The following is a 19,422-nucleotide window of genomic DNA, read 5'->3' as shown; positions in this document are numbered from 1 at the left end:
CGGCGCCTCCGTCATGACCGCTCCTCCGTCATCCCAGCTCCTCCGCGTCGACCATGAACCCCAGGTGGGTGCCGCTACGCCGGGACACGTGGTGGTAGACGTACAGGGACCGTCCGCACCCCGAGCACCCGGTGACCTCGCCTATGGCCTCGTCGGCGAGAGTCGTCGCCCCGCAGTGGGCGCACCACACGCGGGTGCCCGACTGGTCGGTGACCAGCACGGTGACCTCGGCCTCCAGCACTCCGCCGGCGAGCGCCTCGGCGTGCGCCCGCAGTACGTCGCACTGCGGACCGACCAGCATCAGCCGCCATCCGACGGTGGCGGACTCGACCTGCCGGCGGATCGCGACAAGGCCCTCGTCGGTGGCCGCCTCGCCGTGCCATGACCACACCGGCCGTCCGATGGCGTACAGCTCGCGCCGCCAGCCCGCCGCGACGGGGGCCGCATCCGGCCCGAAGGACATCACCGCATACGCGCGGCCGGTCCGGTCCACACCCGGATCGGCCGTCGGCCAGCGCGGAACACTCGTGTGCTGGAGACCCATGTCAGGGAGCGAAGCTGCGGTGGCCGGCGTAGAAGCCGACGGCGTGGTCCGGCGTCTCGAACTTGACGGTGGTGCCCTTGGGGAAGAACAGCACGTCCCCCTTGGCCGCGTGGACGACCTGGCCGGTCGCCATGTCGGTGAGCGTGAACTCCCCCTCGACGACGAACTTGGTCTCGTCGTAGGTGTACTCGTAGACGAGCGGCTCGGAGTGGAAGAGCTCGAAGAACCCCGAGCAGATCACCGCACCGCCGGGGTTGGCGAACGCGTCGCCGATGAACGCCTTGGAGCCCTCGACGTTCATGCTCGGGAGGTTGGCGGCACCGTCCTGCACTTTGAGGATCGCGCCTTCGGTCGTGGTCATCCTCGCCCTCCTTGCTCGTATCCTATCGTGAAATCCAGTGTCATACGAGGAAACTCTCGGTAGGTTACGCAGCCGTGAACGCGTGTTACGGGCACATCAGTTGACGTCGCCGCTGTCGCGCCCGGAACCGAGGAACGTGGCCAGCGAGTCGTCGAGCTCCTCCCACCACGGGGTGTGGTGCAGCGGGGCCACTGTGCCGGTGCAGGACGACGCGAAGGAGCGGTCCCGGTAGCCGGTGATGCTCTCCTCCTTGTGGTGCTCCCAGGTCGCGAAGTGCTGCCGCGCCAGCTCGAGATCGAAGGCCGGGTAGTCGGTCGGCTTCATCAGGTCGCGCAGGTAGTCGGTCTGGAAGCCGATGTCGTCCATCGGTCCGGCGAGGGTGTCCTGGCGGGCGCGCCAGGAGGCGATGTCGGCCTCCATCGCGTCCGGCTCGGGCAGCGCGATCCGCCCGAGGATCACATCGCGCACATAGAACGCCTGCGCGTCGAACATCGAGAAGGTGTAGTACTGGTCCTGCATCGCCAGGTACATCAGCTTCGGGTTGGGCGTCCAGACGACGCCCTTGTAGAGCTTCTCCGGGTACAGCTGGTTGCCCGTACGCAGCCGCAGCGCCTCCTCGATGAAGGGGAAGTGGTGCTGGTAGCCGGTGCACAGCACGATCGCCTCGACGTCGCGCGACGATCCGTCGGCGAAGTGCGCGGTCCGCCCCTCGACCCGGTCGAGCCCCGGCACCTCGCTGATCCCCTCGGGCCAGCCGAAGCCCATCGGGCTGGTCCGGTACGAGATGGTGACCGACTCGGCGCCGTACTTGAGCGACTGCAGCGCTATGTCCTCGGCGGAGTAGCTGCTGCCGAGGATCAGCAGTTTCTTGCCCGTGAACTCGCCCGCGTCACGGAAGTCGTGGGAGTGCAGTACGCGTCCGGGGAAGGTCGAAAAGCCCGGGTACTCGGGGAAGTTCGGCGTCGAGAAGTGCCCCGTGCCCACGATCACCCAGTCGAACTCCTCGGTCCGCGTGGTCCCGTCGGCACGCGACTCCACCGTCACCTCGAACAGCCCGCGGGCCTCGTGGTACGCGATCCAGCGCACGGCCGTGTCGAAGTGGATGTACTGCCGGACGCCGCTCTTCTTCGCCCGGCCGGTGATGTAGTCGTAGAGCACCTCGCGGGGCGGGAACGACGGGATCGCCCCGCCGAAGTGCTCGTCGAAGGTGTAGTCGGCGAACTCCAGGCACTCCTTGGGGCCGTTCGACCACAGATAGCGGTACATGCTGCCGTGCACGGGCTCGCCGTGCTCGTCCAGGCCGGTGCGCCAGGTGTAGTTCCATAGACCGCCCCAGTCGCTCTGCTTCTCGAAACAGACGACCTCGGGGACGTCGGCGCCGGCCAGCCTGGCCTGTTCGAAGGCGTGCAGCTGGGCGAGTCCGCTGGGACCGGCTCCGACGACGGCGACACGGGGCATGGGGATCCTCCTGTAGGTAGGGCGGAACGCGGTGGGGTGGTGGTTCAGGAACGCGGACGGGTCTTGTCCGGGTCGTAGAACGGGAAGCGCACGACCTGCGCCGGGATGCGCTTGAGGTGACCGTCGAGCTTGCCGACCTCGACGTACGTGCCGGGATCGGCGTACTGGACGGCGATCCGGCACAGCGCGATGTTCTTGCGCAGGAGCGGCGAGCGCGTCGCGCTCGTCACCACGCCGACCTGGGAGCGGCCGACGTGGACGCAGTCACCGTGCCGGGCGGGTTCGTTGCCCTCCAGTTCCAGGCCGACGAGCGTCCGCTGAGGACTGGCCTTGCGGGCGAGGAGTGCCTCCCGGCCCACGAAGTCGTCCTGCTTCGTCTTCAACGGCACGGTGAAGCCGATGCCCGCCTCGAAGGGGTCGGTCTGGTCGGAGAAGTCGTATCCGGCGAAGACCAGTCCGGCCTCGATGCGGAGCATGTCGAGCGCGGCCAGGCCGAGTGGCGTCAGGCCGTACGGCTTGCCCGCCTCCCACACCGCGTCCCACAGCGCCGTCGCGTGCTGCGGGTGGACCCATATCTCGTAGCCGAGCTCGCCCGAGTAGCCCGTACGGGAGACCAGCAGCGGGGTGCCCTGGTGGCCGCCGAGCCGGCCGATCGCGAAGCGGAACCAGCCGAGTTCGGTGAAGGCGGGCTGGGTGGACGGGGTCCAGATGATCTCCGCGAGCAGATCGCGGCTGGCGGGACCCTGAACGGCGATGTTGTGCAACTGGTCGGTCGACGGCTTGACCAAGACCCGGTCCAGGCCGAGCCGCTCAGCCTGCTCGCGCAGCCATATGCCGTCGTAATCGTCACCGCCGACGAAGCGGAAGTTGGTGTCGCCGAGCCGGAAGACGGTGCAGTCGTCGATCATGCCGCCGGTCTCGTTGCACAGGGCCGAATAGACGACCTGGCCGTGCGACAGCTTGCGGACGTTGCGGGTGAGGGTGGCCTGGAGGAGGGCTTCCGCGTCAGGTCCGAGCACCTCGAACTTGCGCAGCGGGGACAGGTCCATGACCGCGGCGCGCTCGCGGCAGGCCCAGTACTCCTCCTGCGGGCCGTGGTTGTCGTAGCTGTCCGGCAGCCAGTACCCGCGGTACTCGGTGAACTGGCGGGTCAGCTTCTCGGTCCGGTGCGCGAACGCGGTCGGCTTGGTCAGTGTCGGCTCGGCGTCCGGAGTGACCCGGTGGGCCATGGCCATGGAGAAGGTCCTCCTCGCGTCGTACACGCGGATGTGGATGTCCGTGGGCACCCAGGCGTTGGACGGGTCGATGTCGTCGGGGCACGCGGAGGAGGCGCAGACGAGGTCCGTCATGGCCCGCATCAGGACGTAGTCGCCGGGCCGCGACCAGGGCTCGTCGAAGACGAGAAGCTGGGAGTCGTCGAAAACCGTGTTGTAGAAGAGGTTCAGCGCGGGCCAGGCCGTGCGGGCGGCGATGCCGTAACCGTCCAGCTGGGCGTTGAAGTTGTCCGTGCAGTTGGCGTGGCCCGGATAGCCCATGTCCTCGTAGTACTTGGCGTTGCAGGCGGGCCCGAAGGTGTCGTGCCGCCCGACGGTGTCGCGGACGATCTCCACCAGCGGCTGGGCGTCCTGGTCGTAGAACTTCCCGTGCAGCCCCGGCTGCGGATAGGCGCGGCCCGTGAAGTAGCGGGTGGTGGTCGCGTCCAGGCCGCGCTCGATGCCGTTGTGCAACCGCCGGGCGTCGAAGGCGAGATAGTCGGAACACTGCCGGCCTTCCACGTCGATCACCTGGATGTACTGGCCCTTCTTGACCTCGTAGCTGCGGGCCGTCGCCGCGTCGATCCGCAGATCGAGTGCGGGCTCGGCCAGCGGCTCCGGAAGCCGGGGTTCCTGTGCGGGGCGAGGCGCGGCGCGGCGGATCTCGAGGAGCAGATCGGATGGCGGGTTGGCCGCCTCGTCGTCCACGCTCATCGGTACGGCGGGGGCCGCGACCAGAACGACGGCGTCGCAGGTGGCGGAGAAGGACTCGCGGGCCCCGGCGGGCGACCAGACACCATCGAACAGCCTTACGGCCATGGCCTGTTCCGGATCGACGCCGTACTCGGCCGGGAGGGTGGAGGCGACCGGAACGGTGGAGGTGGCCGCCGGTACGTCGGTCCCACGCAGTACGGTCGCCGGGGAGTCCAGGGTGATCCCGAGGGCGGAGCCGCTGCAGCCCGCCCGGTCCAGGACGGTCAGTTCGGCCGGTTGCCTGCCGTGCCGGTCGATCACATCGATCCGGTCGCCCGGACGTAGTCGTATGCCGGTGACGCCGCCCGGGCGTACCCAGTAGGTCTCAAGTCCCCGCTCGCGTGGGATGAGTCCGGGCAGAGACAGTCGGGATCGGGACGGTGACGGAGACAGTGCCATACGGACCCACCTTCCGATGTCCTACGGTGAAATACCGTATCCCCAGAGGAAACAAGCAGTGGTTAACCAGCCGTTAAAGCCTGTTACGACTGCCACCTGGCCAACTCGCGGCGAACCCGGCGCCGTTGGGGTACGGAGCCGGGTTCGGTCCCGGTCGAGTGCCGGGAAGGCGGGAGTGGTGCGGTGGGGTGGCCTCAGCCCTTGCCTCCGTCGGCCGCCGCCGAGGTCAGCGCCTCCGCGGACTCGACGACCTCGCGGCTGCGTTCGTCAAGCTTGGGCGCGGGTCCGTACATGGCGCCCTCCAGATCCCAGGCGACCTCGCCGTGGACGGTCACGTCGACGCCGTTCTCCTCGGCTTCCGCCTCCAGCCGCATGCCCATCGTCTTGTCGATCGCCTTGACGAGGAGCCAGGTGACGATGAATGAGTATGTGAGGACCGCCAGCGCCGCCACGGTCTGGACGCCGAGCAGACGGAAGCCGCCGCCGTAGAACAGGCCGGTCGCCGCGCTCGGTCCGTCCGGCGTCGCGAGGAGTCCCACCAGGAGGGTTCCGGCGATGCCGCCGACCAGGTGGACGCCGACGACGTCGAGCGAGTCGTCGTATCCAAGCTTGTACTTGAGCCGGATGGCGAGCGGGCACAGGACACCCGCGATCGCACCGACCGCGAGCGAGCCCATCGGGGACACGGCGCCGCAGGCTGGAGTGATCGCGACGAGACCGGCGATGAGGCCCGAGACCGCGCCCAGTGCGGTGGCGTGCTTGTCCATGATCCCTTCGACGAGGCACCAGGCCAGCATGGCGGCGAAGGCGGCGTTCATCGTGACGAGGACGACCACCGAGGCGCTGTTGCCCGATGCGAGCGCCGAGCCACCGTTGAAGCCGAACCAGCCGAAGAACAGGATGCCGCCGCCCAACACGGTGAACGGGATGCTGTTCGGGCGCGGCTGCCGCGGCCATCCTCGCCGGGCCCCGAGGGCCAGTACGGCGGCGAGACCGGCGACACCGGAGTTGATGTGCACGGCGGTTCCGCCCGCGAAGTCGACGGCGCCGAGCTCGTTGAGGATCCACCCGCCCACGGTTGAGCCGTCCTCGGCGCTGAGTGAGAACACCCAGTGACCGATGGGCAGATAGACGAGGGTGACCCACAGGGCCGAGAACACCAGCCACGCCCCGAAGCGGACGCGGTCGACGAGTGCGCCGGCGATGATCCCCACTGTGAGCGCCGCGAACAGCGCCTGGAACGCCGCGAACAGGGCAGGGGGAATGGCCGCTTCCTCGTCCCCCTTGAGTACGTCTGTGAGCCCCGCGTGTTCGGTGATGTCACCGAGGAGGCCGAGGCCGCCGTAGGAGTCACCGAACACCGCGGAGTAGCCGTACAGGGTCCAGACGACGGCTCCGGCGGCAACGGCGCCGAACACCATCATGATCATGTTGAGCATGCTCCTGGAGCCGACCATGCCGCCGTAGAAGAGCGCGAGGCCGGGCACCATCAGGCTCACCGCCGTGAAGGAGGCGAGAATCCATGCGGTACTTGCTGCGTCCATGCTGTCGTCGTCCTCCAGATCGGGCGACGGCCGGTGCCGCCTGCCGTCCTGTCTCCTGAAGAGAACCAATGTTGAGAGACAGTGGACGATCGGTGTTACGGGACGCGGTGCGCTGGATAAAGAACGTGTTGCCCCACGGCAAGGCGGGAGGGAGCACCATCTGCCACTGTGTCACCTCGCGGTGGCGTCAGGGCTCGATGTCTCCGTATGCCACCACGGAGAGGAAGCGGATCGGCAGCTTCACCAGCTCCTGCGGGCCGTGCACACCCTCGCCGTCGAGCTGGAGGGCGTCGCCGGGGTGCATCCGGTAGCTGGAGTCGCTGTGCCCGTACACCATCTCGCCCTCAAGCATGAAGATGAGCTCGGTGCCGGGGTGCTGGAAGAGCGGGAACACCTCGCTCTGCTCGGTCAGCGTGACGAGGTGGGCCTCCATCCGCTTGTGCGGTCCGCGCAGGGCTCCGAGGAGCGTGTAGTCATGGCCGACCCGTGTCCCACGCTGCACGATGCGGGCCCCTGACCCCGCCGGGGTGAACACCGCCTCCCGCTCGGCGTCGGCGCCCCGGAACAAGGCCGTCACCGGCACATCCAGGGCGGCGGCGAGCCGGGCCAGCGTGGTGAGGCTGCAGGAGGTCTGGGCGTTCTCGATCTTCGACAGCATCGCCTTGGAGATCCCGGCGCGCGTCGCCATGTCACCGACGGTCAGCCCGATGGCCTGGCGATACCGACGCACCTGCACCGCGATCGCCCGCTCCAGGGCACCCTCGATGGGCGCGGGCTGATCGATCTCCCGCGCGGCCGGACCATGCTCGGCCCGCTCCCCCGCCTCGGGATTCTCCTGGTGCTCCTGCGCCTCGCTCATCGCCTCCCCGTCCATTCGTGCAGCATAACGAGGGTCCTCGCTGTGGCGCGGCCTCGGCCCTCATCACAGCGGTGGACGCAAACACGTCAAACCAGAGACGCGGCATCCGCTGCACCATCCCGGACGAGGTCGATCAGTCCCGCAACCGCAAGGTTCCAGCTCCCGCGGCGGTCGGCCGCCGACATTCGACAAGAGGGGGGTCATCGGTGGCTCAGCACGTTGATCACCCGGCCGTTGGGGTCACGGACGAAGAACCGGCGCACTCCCCACTCCTCGTCCTGCAAGGGGTGCACGATCTCCGCGCCGCTCTCTTGCATCACTGCATAGGCCGCATCCACATCGTCCACCTCGACGCTCATGTCGGGAACGACTGGCGCGGTCTTGTCGTAGCTCATGAAGGTGACTTGCGCCGTGGGGTTGGAAGGAGAGGCGAGCGTCATGACCCAGCCAAGGTTCATGACCTCCTCGAACCCCAGGAGGCCGTAGAAGTCCCGGCTCTCCTCCATGGCCTCTGATCGGATGTCGGGCCTGACCCGGCGGATGGACATAGGCGACTCCTGCTGACAGGCGAGAGCAAGTGTCTCTGATTCTCTCCGAAGGCGCTGCGGCGTACCCGTCGCAAACGCAAGCCGACGTCTCACATCGACGCCTTCGTCGCGGACCATCGCGACCATCGCGACCAGCCTGCCGAAGCAACGGGGGTCCCTGCCGGTGACCGGAGCTGTCCAGGACCGTGATGCCGGGCTGATTTCCGCCCCGCACGCAGGGGAACTCGCCGGTCCGGCCAGCGTGCGCGCCGCACTCGTGACTAGCCCTCGGGAACAGGCGGCCCGAGATGGTGGGACAGCCCTTTACGACCAGTCGGCCGCGCCATGCAGATCCATGGCCAGCTCGGGGTCTCGGTCAGGACCGCGATCCAGGTGCGGCAGGTGATGGTCGAGGCGTTCGCGCTTGGTCCGCAGATACGTGATGTTCTCCGGGCGCGGCGGTGTCAACAGGGGGACATGTTCGGTGACCTTGATCCCGTGCCGCATGAGCGCCTCGCTCTTGCGCGGGTTGTTGGACAGCAGCCGCACCGATCGCACGCCCAGGTCGTGCAGGATGTCCGCCGCGACCTCGTAGTCGCGGGCGTCGGCCGGGAAGCCCAGGGCGAGATTCGCCTCGACCGTGTCAAGCCCCTCCTGCTGGAGCTTCATCGCCCGGAGTTTGCCCAGCAGACCTATTCCGCGCCCTTCGTGACCGCGGAGGTAGAGCAGAACGCCGCGTCCTTCGCTCGCGATGGCGTGCAGTGCCGCGGACAGTTGCTCTCCGCACTCGCAGTGCTTGGAGCCGAAGGCGTCACCGGTCAGACACTCCGAATGGACGCGGGTGAGCATTCCGTCACCGCCGACGCCGTCACCGGGGCCACCTTGAACGAGTTCGCCATCACCCATGTCGCTATCACCAATGCCGCCATCACGGATGTCGCCGTCACCGATGCCACTGTCACCGATGTCGCCGTCACCGATGTCGCCTTCTGTCACGCCGTAGATCAGCGCCATTTGTTCGTCACCGCGATTGCGGTCCAGGTAGCCGACGGCGAGAAAATCGCCGTACACCGTGGACAGGTGGACATTCACCACTCGTTCGACACCTGACGGGCGGGCCTGGCCGCCGTCGAACGTCCAGTCACTTTCTGCCATGGACCGACCCTAGCTGGTATGTGACCGCGGTGTGCGCGAAAATGACGAACCAGCATCAACGGACTGCCGAAATCGCCGGGTTCGAAAGGCGCGGAGGCGGAGAGGAAAGACATGAGCGGTGCGGAAACACAAGCGACTCCCTACGGCGTCCTGCCGTTGAACACGACAGAGGACGTGAAGGCACAACAGGCCGATGTCGCCGTCCTGCCCATCGGCAGCTTCGAGCAACACGGCGCTTTTCTCCCCCTGGTGACCGACACGGTCGTCGCCTGCACCATCGCCCGGGAGATCGCCGCAGCTCATCCCGTACTTCTCCTCCCACCGCTGACGATCTCCTGCTCGCACGAGCACGCCGCCTGGCCGGGCACGGTCAGCATTTCCGCGGTCACCCTGTACGCCGTCGTACGGGACATCGCCGAATCGCTCCGCAGGTCCGGCATCTCGGCCCTCATTCTGGTGAACGGCCACGGCGGAAATTACGTACTCCGCAACGTGGTTCAGGAATCCGAAGGGACTGGTACGCGCATGGCGCTATTTCCGGGGACGGCGGACTGGGACGCTGCCCGCGCAAGGGCCGGAGTACGGACCTCCTCACACAGCGATATGCATGCGGGCGAGGTGGAGACCTCCATCCTGCTGCACGCCCATCCGGAACTGGTCCGCCCCGGATATGAATCCGCCGATTTTCTTGCCGATGACCGTCGGCATCTCCTCACTCTGGGTATGCCGGCTTATACGGAGTCCGGTGTCATCGGCACTCCTTCATTGGCGTCCGCCGTGAAGGGTAAGGAACTGCTCGCCGGACTGGTCGATTCGTTCGCCGAGTACGTCTCTGTCGTTACACCGAACACACCGAATGCGAGGGGGACCCGATGACGGCCCGTGCCGAACGGAAGCCGGACCACCACGTACTGGACGCGGCAGAGGCTTGGGAGCGGCTGCTCGCCATACGGTCCTGGGCGGACGCCGAGGCCGCCGGACTCGTGGTCGGCGGTGCGAAAGCCGGCCCTGCGTGGCAGTGGCGGCAGGACGCAACACCCGAAGCAGACCGACTCGCCGACTTCTACGTGCCGCTGTGCCTGGTCGGCCCACACGTCACGTTCGCGCAGCTCGGGCAGAGTCTGGACGGTTTCATAGCGACCCGTACCGGCGACGCCGACTACGTCACGGGCGAGGACGACCGCCGTCATCTGCACCGCCTGCGGGCGCTCGCGGACGCGGTGGTCGTCGGGGCCGGCACCGCCGTCGCGGACGACCCGCAGCTGACGGTGCGTGCCTGCGCGGGGCGCAACCCCGTGCGTATCGTCCTGGATCCGCAGGGCCGGGTTCCGCTGAAGCGACGCGTGTTCATGGACGGATCAGCCCCCACCCTGTGGGTGGTGGGCGCCGGCCACGACCGCGAGCGATCCGCCGTTCCGGACGGGGTCGACATACTCAGCCTGCCCGACCGTGACGCCTTCGCTCCCGCGCGCCTTGTGCAGACCTTCGCGCGACGCGGCCTGGGCCGTCTGCTGATCGAGGGCGGAGGCGTCACCGTGTCGCGCTTCCTGCACGAGCACGCGCTGCACCGGCTCTACGTCACGGTGGCACCGGTCCTCCTCGGCGACGGCGTCCCGGGGCTCCGCTTCCCCGGCCCTGTGGTGATGCGGGACGCACTCCGTCCGCCCGTCCGACGTACGGTCCTCGGCGAGGACACGCTGTACGAACTCGACCTGGGCACGCCGCAGTCGGGCGAGCCGACGGCGGCCGACGAGCACTGCTCCGGCGAACGGACGGTTGTTGAGCGGCCTGCCGAACGGTCGGCGAATGCGTGCTGCGGCGAGCGACCGGGGCGTACCCACTCCGGCGAGCCACCTGCCGAGGAGCACCCCGGCACCGGGAAGACCGGCCGCGAAGGCGAGCACTCCGTACACCACGGCGACAGTCAGCCCCTGGGTCGCGCCTAGGCCCGCGGCGCCGAAGGCCCAGGCGGTGACGCCTTCCCTGGGCCCCCAGCCTCCGACGTTCAGCGGCAGGGCCATGGCGATCAGTGCCAGCACGGCCAGGGGCACCAAGTCGGCGGTCGGCGCCGTCGCGCCCGTGGCTCGGGCGGCGACCAGGAACATGGCCACGTGCCCTGCCACCACGAGGGCCGACGAGACGGCCACGCCCGGCCAGACACCGCGCGCGAACAGCGCGGAGCGTGCCTCGGCGAGTGTGGCGCGGAGCGCACGGTGCCATCGTGATGGGCCGGGGGCCGGCTCCCGGCGAGGTCGGCGTCGAGGACGGACGGCGACCGCGATCATGAGCCCGGAAAGCACGAACAGGGCCAACGACAGGGATAGTCCCAGGGCGGCGCCCGGCGTCATGGACAGATGGGCCGTACGTCCGAGCCCCGGGAGCGCAGGGAGCCCTGATATCGGCCGCGCGCACAGGATCGCCACCCCGGCCACGACGAGAACCACCTGACCCGCGACCCGCTCGAGAACGACCGCGCGGACGCCCCGGCCGATGTCACCGGCGCTCTGACCGTGCCGTACGGCGCGATGCACATCACCGAGTACGCCGCCGGGCAGCGCCGCGTTGAGGAACAGGGCGCGGTAGTAGTCGGCGACGGCGCGGCCCAGCGGCAGCCGGATGCCCAGGCCACGGGCAACCAGGCACCAGCGCCAGGCGCTGAGGACGGTGGTGAGCAGTCCGATGGCGAGGGCGGCCAGGAGGGTGAGGCCGTCGATCCGGTGGAACCCGTCCAGGAAGGGGCCCGTGCCGAGCCGCCACATCAGCAGAGCGAGGATGCCGGCTCCGGCGAGTACGGGGAGCTGCTTTCGTGCCGCGGGCGCCGTCATGGGGCCTCGCCCCCGTCCCCGTCCTCGTACCCGTACCTATCCCCGTTCCCGTTCCCGTTCCTGGGCACCGCCAGCACATCGCTGTGGTGCACCACCACCCGCAACTCCCCCGCCGCGCACGCCGCCAAGCGCCCCCGCAGATAGGCGTCGGCGCGCGGCGCGAGCTCCGGCCTCTGTTCGCACGCCGCGCCTACCCACCCCCGCAACCACTCCGCGCTGAGTGCGGAGTCGTCGGGGCCCAGCCGCCAGGGGCTGGGGTGAACCAGTACGGTCGCACCCCGGCGGGCGAAGGCCTCGCAGGCCGCCGTGACGGCGTCGGGCCCGAGCAGGCGGCGCCCCCGGTCGCTGCGGCGCTGATGGGCGTTGAACGCGTCGGCGATCGCGGCGTCGAGCGGGTCGGCCGGGGTGATCTCGACGCGCCCCACCACCGACAGGGCCAGCAGCGCAGGGCAGCCGGCTTCGGTGCAGGCCGCGGCGAGCCGGTCCACCTCCTCGCGGGTGAGCAGGTCCAGCAGGGCGGAGGCCGTGACCAGCGAGGTGAGCGCGAGGTCGGCTGCGGTCACCCTGGTGATGTCTCCGCGTACGGTGGCGACTGTGATGGCGCTGCCGTCACCCGTATCGGCGCGCCCAGCCACGCCCGGCTGCGCGGCCGCGTCGGCCGTGCGGGGCAGCATGCCGGGCACGCCGGGCATGCGTGGCAAGCCGGCCATGCGGAGCATGCTGGCGGAGGCCAGGGCGAGCAGTTCCGGGTCGCGGTCGTGCAGGACCCAGTGCTGTGCGCCGGCGACGCGGGACGCGAGCCGGGGGGCGAGCCAGCGCCCCATGGAGCCGCTGCCGCACCCGAGGTCACGGATCACAAGTCCCGTGCCGCGGCGCCGCGGCAGATCAGCCGGCCGGCGCAGCAGCCGGTCGACGAGTTCCGGTGCGCGGGCGGCGGCGTCCGCGCCCTCGCGCAGGGCCAGCCACTCGGGGGCGTAACGAGGCGCGTCCGTCGTCGTCATGTGGCCCTCCCGGGCTCCCGGCCGAGCCCTCCCAGCACCCCGGCGAGACTCCGCGCCGTCGTCGCCCATCCGTCGAGTGCGCCCCGCCGACGTCGTGCGGCCGACCTCAGCCGGCGGCGCAGGTCGGGGTCGCGGAACCAACCGCGCAGAGCCGCCGTGAGTGCCGCCCGGTCTCCCGGCGGTACGAGGATGCCGGGCACGTCACCGTCGGGCGTGCGTCCGACCGCTTCGGGGAGTCCCCCGGCATTCGTTGCCAGTACGGGAATTCCACGGGCGAGCGCCTCGGTCACGGCCATGCCGTAGGTCTCGGCGTACGAGGGGAGCACCATGAGGTCGGCGGCGGCGTAGCTCGCGTCCAGGTCCGCACCGGCCTGCGGGCCCGCGAGCCTCAGCCGGTCGTCCAGGACTGCCACACCGATCTGCTCCCGTAGCCGGGCCACATAACGGGGATTCTGGCTCAGCCCACCGACGCACAGGCATTCCCACGGCCCGTCGGCGACGGCCGCAAGAGCGTCCACGAGCAGGTGCTGGCCCTTGCGCGGGGTCACCGAGGCGACACAGAGCAACCGCGAGGCGCCGTCGGTCCCGGACGCCAGCGGCGCGATGTCGGCGCCGGGCGCGGCGACATGGACCCGTGCGGGGGCGAGGCCGTGGTGGTCCACGAGCCTGCGCGCCGCCCAGTCGCTGGTCGCGACGACCGCCGGGACGGCGCGCAGCGTCGTTCGCTCACGTGCGTCCAGTTCCGCGGCCGGTCCCGGGGCGAGTCCCGTCTCGTCGCCCAGCGGCAGGTGCACCAGCACCGCCAGCCGCAGCCGCTCTGCCGCGGGAACGACGACGTCGGGCACGGCGCAGGCGACGAGTCCGTCGAGGAGGACGACGCTGTCGTCCGCCAACCCGCTGAGCAGCCGGGCAAGTTCCGTGCGGGCGGCTGCTTCGGGCTGCGGCCAGGTGCCCGCCACGGCGTGCTTGTGCACGTGCCAGCCGAAGGCGCGCAGATCCAGTGAGACCCGGCGGTCGTAGGTGTTGCCGCCGCTCGGTGCGGCGGGATCGTCGACGCCGCCGGGCATGACGAAGTGCACCGAGCTCAGGGACATCGGGATGATCCCCGGAACGGTCCTCGGGACCGTCCTCGAAATGCTCTCGGAATCCACATCGGCATCGGCATCGGCATCGGCATCGACATCGGCTACGCGGTTCACAGGGCACGCTCGTAACTCGCCCACGCGATGTGCGACTCGTGGAGTGTGACGGTGATACCGGCCAGGCCGCGGGCGCCCTCGCCCAGCTTCCCGGCCTGCACGCGCGCGGCGAGGCGGTCGGCGATCACCTTGGCGAGGAACTCCGTGGAGGTGTTGATCCCGGCGAAGTCCGGTTCGTCGTCGAGATTACGGTAGGTGAACTCCCCCACCACCTCCTTGAGTTCCTGGGTGGCAAGACCGATGTCGACGACGATGTTGTCGGCGTCCAGCTCGGCGCGCCGGAAGGTGGCGTCCACCAGGTATGTCGCTCCGTGCAGGCGCTGCGCGGGCCCGAAGACCTCTCCACGGAAGCTGTGAGCGATCATGAGGTGTTCGCGGACGGTGATGCTGAACAACGGCGACCCTCCAGGTGCGGCGTCGGGCCCCTCGGCCGGGGCTTGCCGTGTAGTACGAGCGGTCGGCTGATCTCGTTCAATCGGATGAGTAGGCGACGCGATGGCACAACCCGGGGAGTTCGCCGGCGGCGATCCTGGGCATCGCGTCCGGCAGCTCCTCGAAGGCGCATTCGCTGGTGACAAGCGCGTCGAAGGCGGGATCGGCGAGCAACTCGAGCGCGAGAGCGAGCCGATCGGCGAAGGTCCGCCGGGAACGCCGCGCCGGGGACACGGCCCCCACCTGACTGCTGCGCACGACGAGGCGGCGCGAGTGAAACGCCTCCCCCAACGGCACGCTGACCCGCCGGTCGCCGTACCAGCTCATCTCGAGAACCATCCCCTCCGGAGCGAGGAGTTCCAGTGAGCGCGCGAGTCCGCCGTCGGTGGCACTGGCATGCACGACGAGGTCGCAGTCGCCGAGGGCGTCCTCGGGCAACGCGAAGTCGACGCCGAGCGCGGCGGCGATGCATGCGCGCGCGGGATCGGCGTCGACGAGCTGTACGCGGACGGCCGGATAGCGGGCGAGCAGGGCCGCGACGGAGGATCCCACCATCCCCGCACCGACCACGGCGATCCGGTCGCCGATCAGCGGCGCGGCGTCCCACAGAGCGTTCACGGCGGTCTCGACGGTCCCGGCCAGCACGGCACGCGCGGCGGGAACGGAGTCGGGCACAGGTGTCACGGCGCTCGCCGGGACGACGTACCGGGTCTGATGCGGATAGAGGCAGAAGACGGTACGCCCGAGCAACGACACCGGACCGTCCTCGACGACGCCGACGCTGAGATAGCCGTACTTGACGGGCCCGGGGAACTCGCCGTCCTGGAACGGCGCCCGCATGGCGGCGTACTGACTCTCCGGTACGCCACCGCGGAAGACGAGCGTCTCCGTCCCGCGGCTCACCCCGGAGAAGAGGGAACGCACCAGGACCTCGTCGGAGGCGGGCTCGGACAGGGTGACCTCTCGTATCTCACCGTGACCGGGAGAGTTGAGCCAAAAGGCGTGGGCGGCATGCTTCATCAGCGAGCTCCTGAAGGCATGAAAAATCGGGCTGAACAACCGGAAGGCGACACACGTATTGATCACTGGAGGCCGCGAACACCGTACGTGGCCCTGTTCGACGCCGCCATACAGCGTCACACGTCAAGCAGCGCAACACGACAGACAGCGTCACACGCCAAACAGCGCTACACGCCAGACAGCCGGAAGGTGCACGGTGGCCCTGAACAGCACGTACGACATGAGGTTGGTGCGGCAGGAGACCGCGGTCGGAGCCGGCGCGCAGGTCCTCCTGCTGACCCTGCTCGGCACGGCGATCGGCCTGGGCCCGGCAGGCTGGCTGACGGGCCTGGCCTTCGCGGTCGCCACGTGGGCGGTGCTGACCAGGGCCCTGCACCGGTCGCGCCCGCGGTCGTTCGGGCCTGCCAACCGCGTCACTCTCGGCAGGGCGACGCTCGTCGGCGGCGTAACCGCCCTGGTGGCGGACTCCTTCGAGAGCCCGCCCCCGGTCACCACCCTGGTCACCCTCACGGCAGTCGCCCTGATCCTGGACGCGGTGGACGGCAAGGTGGCCCGCCGCACAGGCACGGCGACCCCACTGGGCGCCCGCTTCGACATGGAGGTCGACGCCTTCCTCATCCTGGTGCTGAGTGTGTACGTCGCCATGTCACTGGGTGCGTGGGTACTGCTGATCGGCGCGATGCGGTACGCGTTCGTGGCGGCGGCGTGGGTGCTGCCTTGGCTGCGGGGGGAGTTGCCTACGAGTACGGCACGGAAGGCGGTAGCGGCGTTGCAGGGCATCGTCCTACTCGTGGCCGGCGCCGGAATCCTTCCCGCCGTTCCGGCCTTCGCGGTGGTCCTCGCGGCCCTGTCCCTGCTCACCTGGTCCTTTGCACGCGACATCAGGTGGCTGTGGGGAGCGAGGGCGCCCCGAACCGTGGCGATGTGCCTCGGCGGCTGCAGCCGGTCAGACCACCACCTCCTCCTTCGTCCCGTCACGGAAGCGCACGACGACGACAGTGCCGTTGCCCTCACCGTGATCCGTGACGTGTGCCGTCACTGCGGCTCGTAGGGACTCCGCGGTGCTCGGCCCGTCGGTGTCGTCGCGGGTCAGCACGACCAGGGAGACGAACAGCCCACTGGTGCGCGCAGGTATGGGCCCGAACGGCCCGCTGCCGCCCCCGAGCACGGGCAGGGAGAGATACGGGGTCGCCGAGTGGCGGCCGTAGGCGTTCGCGTCCGTCCCGTGGACGACCGCGCCGGTCGCGGAGTCCCAGCCGTGCAGACCGACGATCGCGCTGGTCAGACCGTCCGCGCGGCGGGCCAGGGCCCAGCCGGGACCCGAGTCGGTGACAGGGACGTCGGCGTCGGCCAGCGCCCATCCGCCCTCCCGTATGCCCTCACCCGCCGCCCCTTCGACACGGTGCACGCGCACCTCCCAGGGGCCGTGCACCACACTCGTCGTCTCGATACGGCTGCCTTCGGCGGGGGCGTGCCAGGACGCGGCGCGCCGCCCGGCTGTCCCCAGCGGATGGATGCGGCCCCGCCGGGTGGGGACTCCGTGCGCGTCGACAAGCGCGATGTGGTTGTCGATGCCCGCCGCCCAGGCCGCCTCTCCCGTGTCCGGCGCGGCCGCCGTCGCGTACCCGAACTTCGCGTAGTGCGGGTTGTCCTCGGCCTTGGCCGGCAACGGGCGGAGCCGGTCGCTGCCGTGGTTGACCAGCCGTACGATCCCGTCGGCGGCCGTGGAGTGCAGCAGCCAGCCCGGTTCGGGCAGGGCCAGGCACGCGTCGGCGGTGTCGACCGGGCTCGGCTCCTCGACGGCCGTCCACGCGGGATGGTCCTCGGGCAGCAGCAGGCCGAGGAACGCCTTGCTCGCCCAGTACGGCGACGCGGGTCCGGAGTACCGCTGCGTGACCGGCTCGAACGCGCCGTACCAGCCGAGCGTCAGCAGCCCGCGTTCGTCGGGGACGCCGCGCTCGGCGAAGTGGCGGAGCGCGCCGGAGGCGATGCGGCGGGTACGGCCCGGAGGCAGTGGTGTGGCGTCGGCCAGGGCACCCGCCCACAGGGGTGCGGCCGTGGCGAAGCGGTAGGTGAGGGAGCGGCCCTGGTGCACGGGTGCGCCGTCGGAGCCGAAGAAGTACTGGTAGGTGGTGAGGAATTCGCGCAGGCGGGCGCGGTAGGAGGCGACGCGGGAGGGGTCGGCGCGCGGGCCTGCGATGCGTGCCCACAGCAGCGGGTACAGGTGCATCGCCCAGCCGTTGTAGTAGTCGAACTTGCGGCCGTCGCCGTCGCTGTACCAGCCGCCGCCCCGGTACCAGTCCTCGATCCGGTCGAGCCCGCCGTCGATCTCCGCGCGGGAGTGCGGGGCCCCGACCGAGGCCAGGAACTCCTCCGTGACGACCTGGAACAGGCGCCAGTTGGAGTCGTTCGCCTGCTTGCCGACGAATCCGCCGAGCCAGTCGGCGACGCGGGCGCGCACCGCGTCGTCCAGCCGGTCCCAGAGCCAGGGGCGGGTCTCGTGCAGGGCGATGGCGATGGACGCGGCCTCGACCATCGGCTGGGCCCGGTCCTCGATGGGCGGCCACGCCTCGGGGCCGTAGGGATCGGTGCCTGCGGCAAGTCCTGCGGCGTACCGCTCGATGAGGGACGCGTCCGCCTCGCCGCCCGCGCCCGCGATCCGGAAGGCGGCCAGCATGAAGGAGCGGGCGTAGCCCTCGAGGCCGTCGGAGAGTGGACCGGAGTGGCTGGCCGGTCCGGGCAGCCGGTACTGGGCGAAGCCGGGGGTTGCGTACGGGACGAGGGCGTCGAGGAGCCGGTCGGCGACGGCCTCCCAGTGCGCCCGGGTCCAGCCGGTGACGGGCGAACGGAGGCGGTCCTCGGGCGGAAGGCCCGGCAGGTTGCTGACGGCGGGCGGGTTCGGCAGATGGGATGCGGTGCGTGCGGTCATGCGGTGGGAGATCCTCCGTCGGGCAGTGCGGGGGCGGGCCCCGGCGGGGGTGGCTGAACGCTGTCGCGTACGACGATGTGGGTGCCGAGCAGGTGATGGGTGCCGGCGGCGTGCTCGGGGTCGCGCAGGGCCAGCCGTACGGCGGCCCGCCCGAGTTCCTCGGCGGGGGTGCGGACCGTGGTGAGGGGCGGGTCGAAGTCCTCGGCGAGCGGTACGTCGTTGTAGCCGACGACGGAGATGTCCTCGGGAACGCGCAGCCCCGCGTCGGCGACGGCCCGCAGGACACCGGCGGCGACCATGTCGTCCCCGGCGAAGACGGCTGTGAAGTCCGGGGCGCCGCCGCTCTCCTTCAACAGGGCGGTCATGGCCCGCAGTCCGGCCGACCGGCCGAGACCGCAGTCGACGATGTGGGCGGCCTCGGGCGGCAGTCCGTGTTCGGCGAGCGCCGCCCGGTAGCCCGCGACGCGGGCGTCCAGGGCGGTGTTGCCGGGCAGCGCCCCGACGAACACGATCCGGCGGTGCCCGGCCGACAGCAGGTGCGAGGTGATCGCGTGGGCTCCCGTCTCGTTGTCGAACTCCACGACGAGGGCCGGGATGTCCGGAACGGGGGCCGGGCGCCCGCACAGCACCAGGCGCGCCCCGGACGCATCGAGGGCCTGCGCATAGTGCGCCACCCGTTCCCGGTATGCCTCGTCCTCGACGACACCGCCGACGAGGACGACCAGCCGGGCCCCTTCCTCCCGCATGAGCTGCACTATCTCCAGCTCCCGCTGTGCGTCGCCCCCGGTGGCGGCAACGAGGCAGAGCCACCCGTGGGTGGCAGCTTCCGCCTCCACCCCCTCGGCGACCTGCGCATAGAACGGGCTGGTCACCTGCCGTACGACCACGGCGACCATCTTGCGTCCGGCCCCGACCAGCGCCCGCGCGTGCGCGTTGGCCACGTAGTCGAGCTCGCGGGCCGCCCGGAGCACGCGGGCTCTGGTGGCCGCGGGGGTCTCGTAGTTGCCGCTCAGGACGCGCGAGACGGTCGCGATGGACACCCCCGCGCGGTCGGCGACCTCGCGAATAGTGACCCGACGTCCCTGACCGGCGGCCTCGGCCCCCGTGTTCTTCCCCATCCCCGTCCGCTCTCCTTCGTGCCGCCCCCGTCAGTGGTTTCCCGG

The 19,422-nt window shown here is 70.2% G+C and carries 17 protein-coding genes and 1 pseudogene; 3 read left to right on the top strand and 15 right to left on the bottom strand.

Going from position 1 to position 19,422, the window contains the following annotated elements; all coding sequences use genetic code 11:
- Positions 1 to 28: 28 nt before the first annotated feature.
- The 8 genes from ACSMXV_RS34980 to ACSMXV_RS34945 all read right to left on the bottom strand — a co-directional run bounded on the left by ACSMXV_RS34980 (position 29) and on the right by ACSMXV_RS34945 (position 8,853).
- The gene (locus tag ACSMXV_RS34980) at positions 29 to 544 is read right to left on the bottom strand and encodes a dimethylamine monooxygenase subunit DmmA family protein (protein ID WP_473175116.1); all 516 of its coding nucleotides are present in this window, start codon (positions 542 to 544) and stop codon (positions 29 to 31) included.
- Between the two features lies 1 nt (position 545).
- Complete coding sequence (locus ACSMXV_RS34975) at positions 546 to 905, bottom strand: cupin domain-containing protein (protein ID WP_181662487.1); 360 nt, start codon at positions 903 to 905, stop codon at positions 546 to 548.
- Positions 906 to 1,001: 96 nt separating this feature from the next.
- Positions 1,002 to 2,363, bottom strand: coding sequence for an NAD(P)-binding domain-containing protein (locus ACSMXV_RS34970; protein ID WP_473175115.1), 1,362 nt, complete (start codon positions 2,361 to 2,363; stop codon positions 1,002 to 1,004).
- A gap of 44 nt (positions 2,364 to 2,407) precedes the next feature.
- Positions 2,408 to 4,768, bottom strand: coding sequence for a DUF1989 domain-containing protein (locus ACSMXV_RS34965; protein ID WP_473175114.1), 2,361 nt, complete (start codon positions 4,766 to 4,768; stop codon positions 2,408 to 2,410).
- A gap of 194 nt (positions 4,769 to 4,962) precedes the next feature.
- Positions 4,963 to 6,312: an ammonium transporter gene (locus ACSMXV_RS34960; RefSeq protein WP_473175113.1), complete on the bottom strand. Its 1,350-nt coding sequence runs from the start codon at positions 6,310 to 6,312 to the stop codon at positions 4,963 to 4,965.
- 187 nt (positions 6,313 to 6,499) lie between these two features.
- The gene (locus ACSMXV_RS34955) at positions 6,500 to 7,186 is read right to left on the bottom strand and encodes a helix-turn-helix domain-containing protein (RefSeq protein WP_473175112.1); all 687 of its coding nucleotides are present in this window, start codon (positions 7,184 to 7,186) and stop codon (positions 6,500 to 6,502) included.
- Positions 7,187 to 7,371: 185 nt separating this feature from the next.
- Entirely contained in the window at positions 7,372 to 7,719 is a 348-nt protein-coding gene (locus ACSMXV_RS34950; protein ID WP_473175111.1) for a VOC family protein, read from the bottom strand.
- 303 nt (positions 7,720 to 8,022) lie between these two features.
- A complete protein-coding gene (locus ACSMXV_RS34945) occupies positions 8,023 to 8,853 on the bottom strand; it encodes a GTP cyclohydrolase II (protein ID WP_473175110.1) in 831 nt (276 codons plus the stop codon).
- Positions 8,854 to 8,964: 111 nt separating this feature from the next.
- On the opposite strand from ACSMXV_RS34945, the gene ACSMXV_RS34940 reads away from it, so the two are divergent.
- Entirely contained in the window at positions 8,965 to 9,729 is a 765-nt protein-coding gene (locus tag ACSMXV_RS34940; RefSeq protein ID WP_473175109.1) for a creatininase family protein, read from the top strand.
- Entirely contained in the window at positions 9,726 to 10,799 is a 1,074-nt protein-coding gene (locus tag ACSMXV_RS34935) for a RibD family protein (RefSeq protein ID WP_473179163.1), read from the top strand. Before ACSMXV_RS34940 ends, ACSMXV_RS34935 begins: the two co-directional genes overlap by 4 nt.
- Here ACSMXV_RS34935 and ACSMXV_RS34930 read toward each other — a convergent pair.
- The 5 genes and pseudogenes from ACSMXV_RS34930 to ACSMXV_RS34910 form a co-directional block, all read right to left on the bottom strand.
- Positions 10,704 to 11,678: pseudogene (locus ACSMXV_RS34930) on the bottom strand (lysylphosphatidylglycerol synthase transmembrane domain-containing protein); the annotation flags it as partial. The gene ACSMXV_RS34935 and the pseudogene ACSMXV_RS34930 overlap by 96 nt on opposite strands.
- A complete protein-coding gene (locus ACSMXV_RS34925; RefSeq protein WP_473175108.1) occupies positions 11,675 to 12,679 on the bottom strand; it encodes a hypothetical protein in 1,005 nt (334 codons plus the stop codon). The pseudogene ACSMXV_RS34930 and the gene ACSMXV_RS34925, both read right to left, overlap by 4 nt.
- Positions 12,676 to 13,830 (bottom strand): glycosyltransferase family 4 protein, encoded by a 1,155-nt coding sequence (locus tag ACSMXV_RS34920; RefSeq protein WP_473179162.1) that lies wholly within the window; start codon positions 13,828 to 13,830, stop codon positions 12,676 to 12,678. Before ACSMXV_RS34920 ends, ACSMXV_RS34925 begins: the two co-directional genes overlap by 4 nt.
- Positions 13,831 to 13,874: 44 nt before the next feature.
- Positions 13,875 to 14,273: a 6-pyruvoyl trahydropterin synthase family protein gene (locus tag ACSMXV_RS34915; protein ID WP_473175107.1), complete on the bottom strand. Its 399-nt coding sequence runs from the start codon at positions 14,271 to 14,273 to the stop codon at positions 13,875 to 13,877.
- Between the two features lie 76 nt (positions 14,274 to 14,349).
- A complete protein-coding gene (locus ACSMXV_RS34910) occupies positions 14,350 to 15,330 on the bottom strand; it encodes a zinc-dependent alcohol dehydrogenase (protein WP_473175106.1) in 981 nt (326 codons plus the stop codon).
- A 196-nt stretch (positions 15,331 to 15,526) separates the two neighbouring features.
- Between ACSMXV_RS34910 and ACSMXV_RS34905 the strand changes: the two genes are divergently transcribed.
- Positions 15,527 to 16,381: a CDP-alcohol phosphatidyltransferase family protein gene (locus tag ACSMXV_RS34905; RefSeq protein WP_473175105.1), complete on the top strand. Its 855-nt coding sequence runs from the start codon at positions 15,527 to 15,529 to the stop codon at positions 16,379 to 16,381.
- Here ACSMXV_RS34905 and ACSMXV_RS34900 read toward each other — a convergent pair.
- Positions 16,277 to 18,259 carry a DUF2264 domain-containing protein gene (locus tag ACSMXV_RS34900; RefSeq protein WP_473175104.1) on the bottom strand — a complete coding sequence of 661 codons (1,983 nt, stop codon included), beginning with the start codon at positions 18,257 to 18,259 and terminating at the stop codon, positions 16,277 to 16,279. The genes ACSMXV_RS34905 and ACSMXV_RS34900 overlap by 105 nt on opposite strands.
- Positions 18,256 to 19,377, bottom strand: coding sequence for a LacI family DNA-binding transcriptional regulator (locus ACSMXV_RS34895; protein WP_473175103.1), 1,122 nt, complete (start codon positions 19,375 to 19,377; stop codon positions 18,256 to 18,258). The genes ACSMXV_RS34900 and ACSMXV_RS34895 overlap by 4 nt, the downstream gene beginning before the upstream one ends.
- Between the last annotated feature and the right edge of the window lie 45 nt (positions 19,378 to 19,422).

It is taken from the genome of Streptomyces sp. DSM 42067 (assembly GCF_055792885.1).
The sequence above is the reverse complement of the archived record's forward strand: the minus strand, read 5'-3'. Positions and strand labels throughout refer to the sequence as shown.

Excerpts from the sequence above, each read along its gene's own strand:
- ACSMXV_RS34980 (WP_473175116.1), bottom strand. The coding sequence starts at position 544 with ATGGGTCTCCAGCACACGAGTGTTCCGCGCTGGCCGACGGCCGATCCG.
- ACSMXV_RS34975 (WP_181662487.1), bottom strand. The coding sequence starts at position 905 with ATGACCACGACCGAAGGCGCGATCCTCAAAGTGCAGGACGGTGCCGCC.
- ACSMXV_RS34970 (WP_473175115.1), bottom strand. The coding sequence starts at position 2,363 with ATGCCCCGTGTCGCCGTCGTCGGAGCCGGTCCCAGCGGACTCGCCCAG.
- ACSMXV_RS34965 (WP_473175114.1), bottom strand. The coding sequence starts at position 4,768 with ATGGCACTGTCTCCGTCACCGTCCCGATCCCGACTGTCTCTGCCCGGA.
- ACSMXV_RS34960 (WP_473175113.1), bottom strand. The coding sequence starts at position 6,312 with ATGGACGCAGCAAGTACCGCATGGATTCTCGCCTCCTTCACGGCGGTG.
- ACSMXV_RS34955 (WP_473175112.1), bottom strand. The coding sequence starts at position 7,186 with ATGGACGGGGAGGCGATGAGCGAGGCGCAGGAGCACCAGGAGAATCCC.
- ACSMXV_RS34950 (WP_473175111.1), bottom strand. The coding sequence starts at position 7,719 with ATGTCCATCCGCCGGGTCAGGCCCGACATCCGATCAGAGGCCATGGAG.
- ACSMXV_RS34945 (WP_473175110.1), bottom strand. The coding sequence starts at position 8,853 with ATGGCAGAAAGTGACTGGACGTTCGACGGCGGCCAGGCCCGCCCGTCA.
- ACSMXV_RS34940 (WP_473175109.1), top strand. The coding sequence starts at position 8,965 with ATGAGCGGTGCGGAAACACAAGCGACTCCCTACGGCGTCCTGCCGTTG.
- ACSMXV_RS34935 (WP_473179163.1), top strand. The coding sequence starts at position 9,726 with ATGACGGCCCGTGCCGAACGGAAGCCGGACCACCACGTACTGGACGCG.
- ACSMXV_RS34925 (WP_473175108.1), bottom strand. The coding sequence starts at position 12,679 with ATGACGACGACGGACGCGCCTCGTTACGCCCCCGAGTGGCTGGCCCTG.
- ACSMXV_RS34910 (WP_473175106.1), bottom strand. The coding sequence starts at position 15,330 with ATGAAGCATGCCGCCCACGCCTTTTGGCTCAACTCTCCCGGTCACGGT.
- ACSMXV_RS34900 (WP_473175104.1), bottom strand. The coding sequence starts at position 18,259 with ATGACCGCACGCACCGCATCCCATCTGCCGAACCCGCCCGCCGTCAGC.
- ACSMXV_RS34895 (WP_473175103.1), bottom strand. The coding sequence starts at position 19,377 with ATGGGGAAGAACACGGGGGCCGAGGCCGCCGGTCAGGGACGTCGGGTC.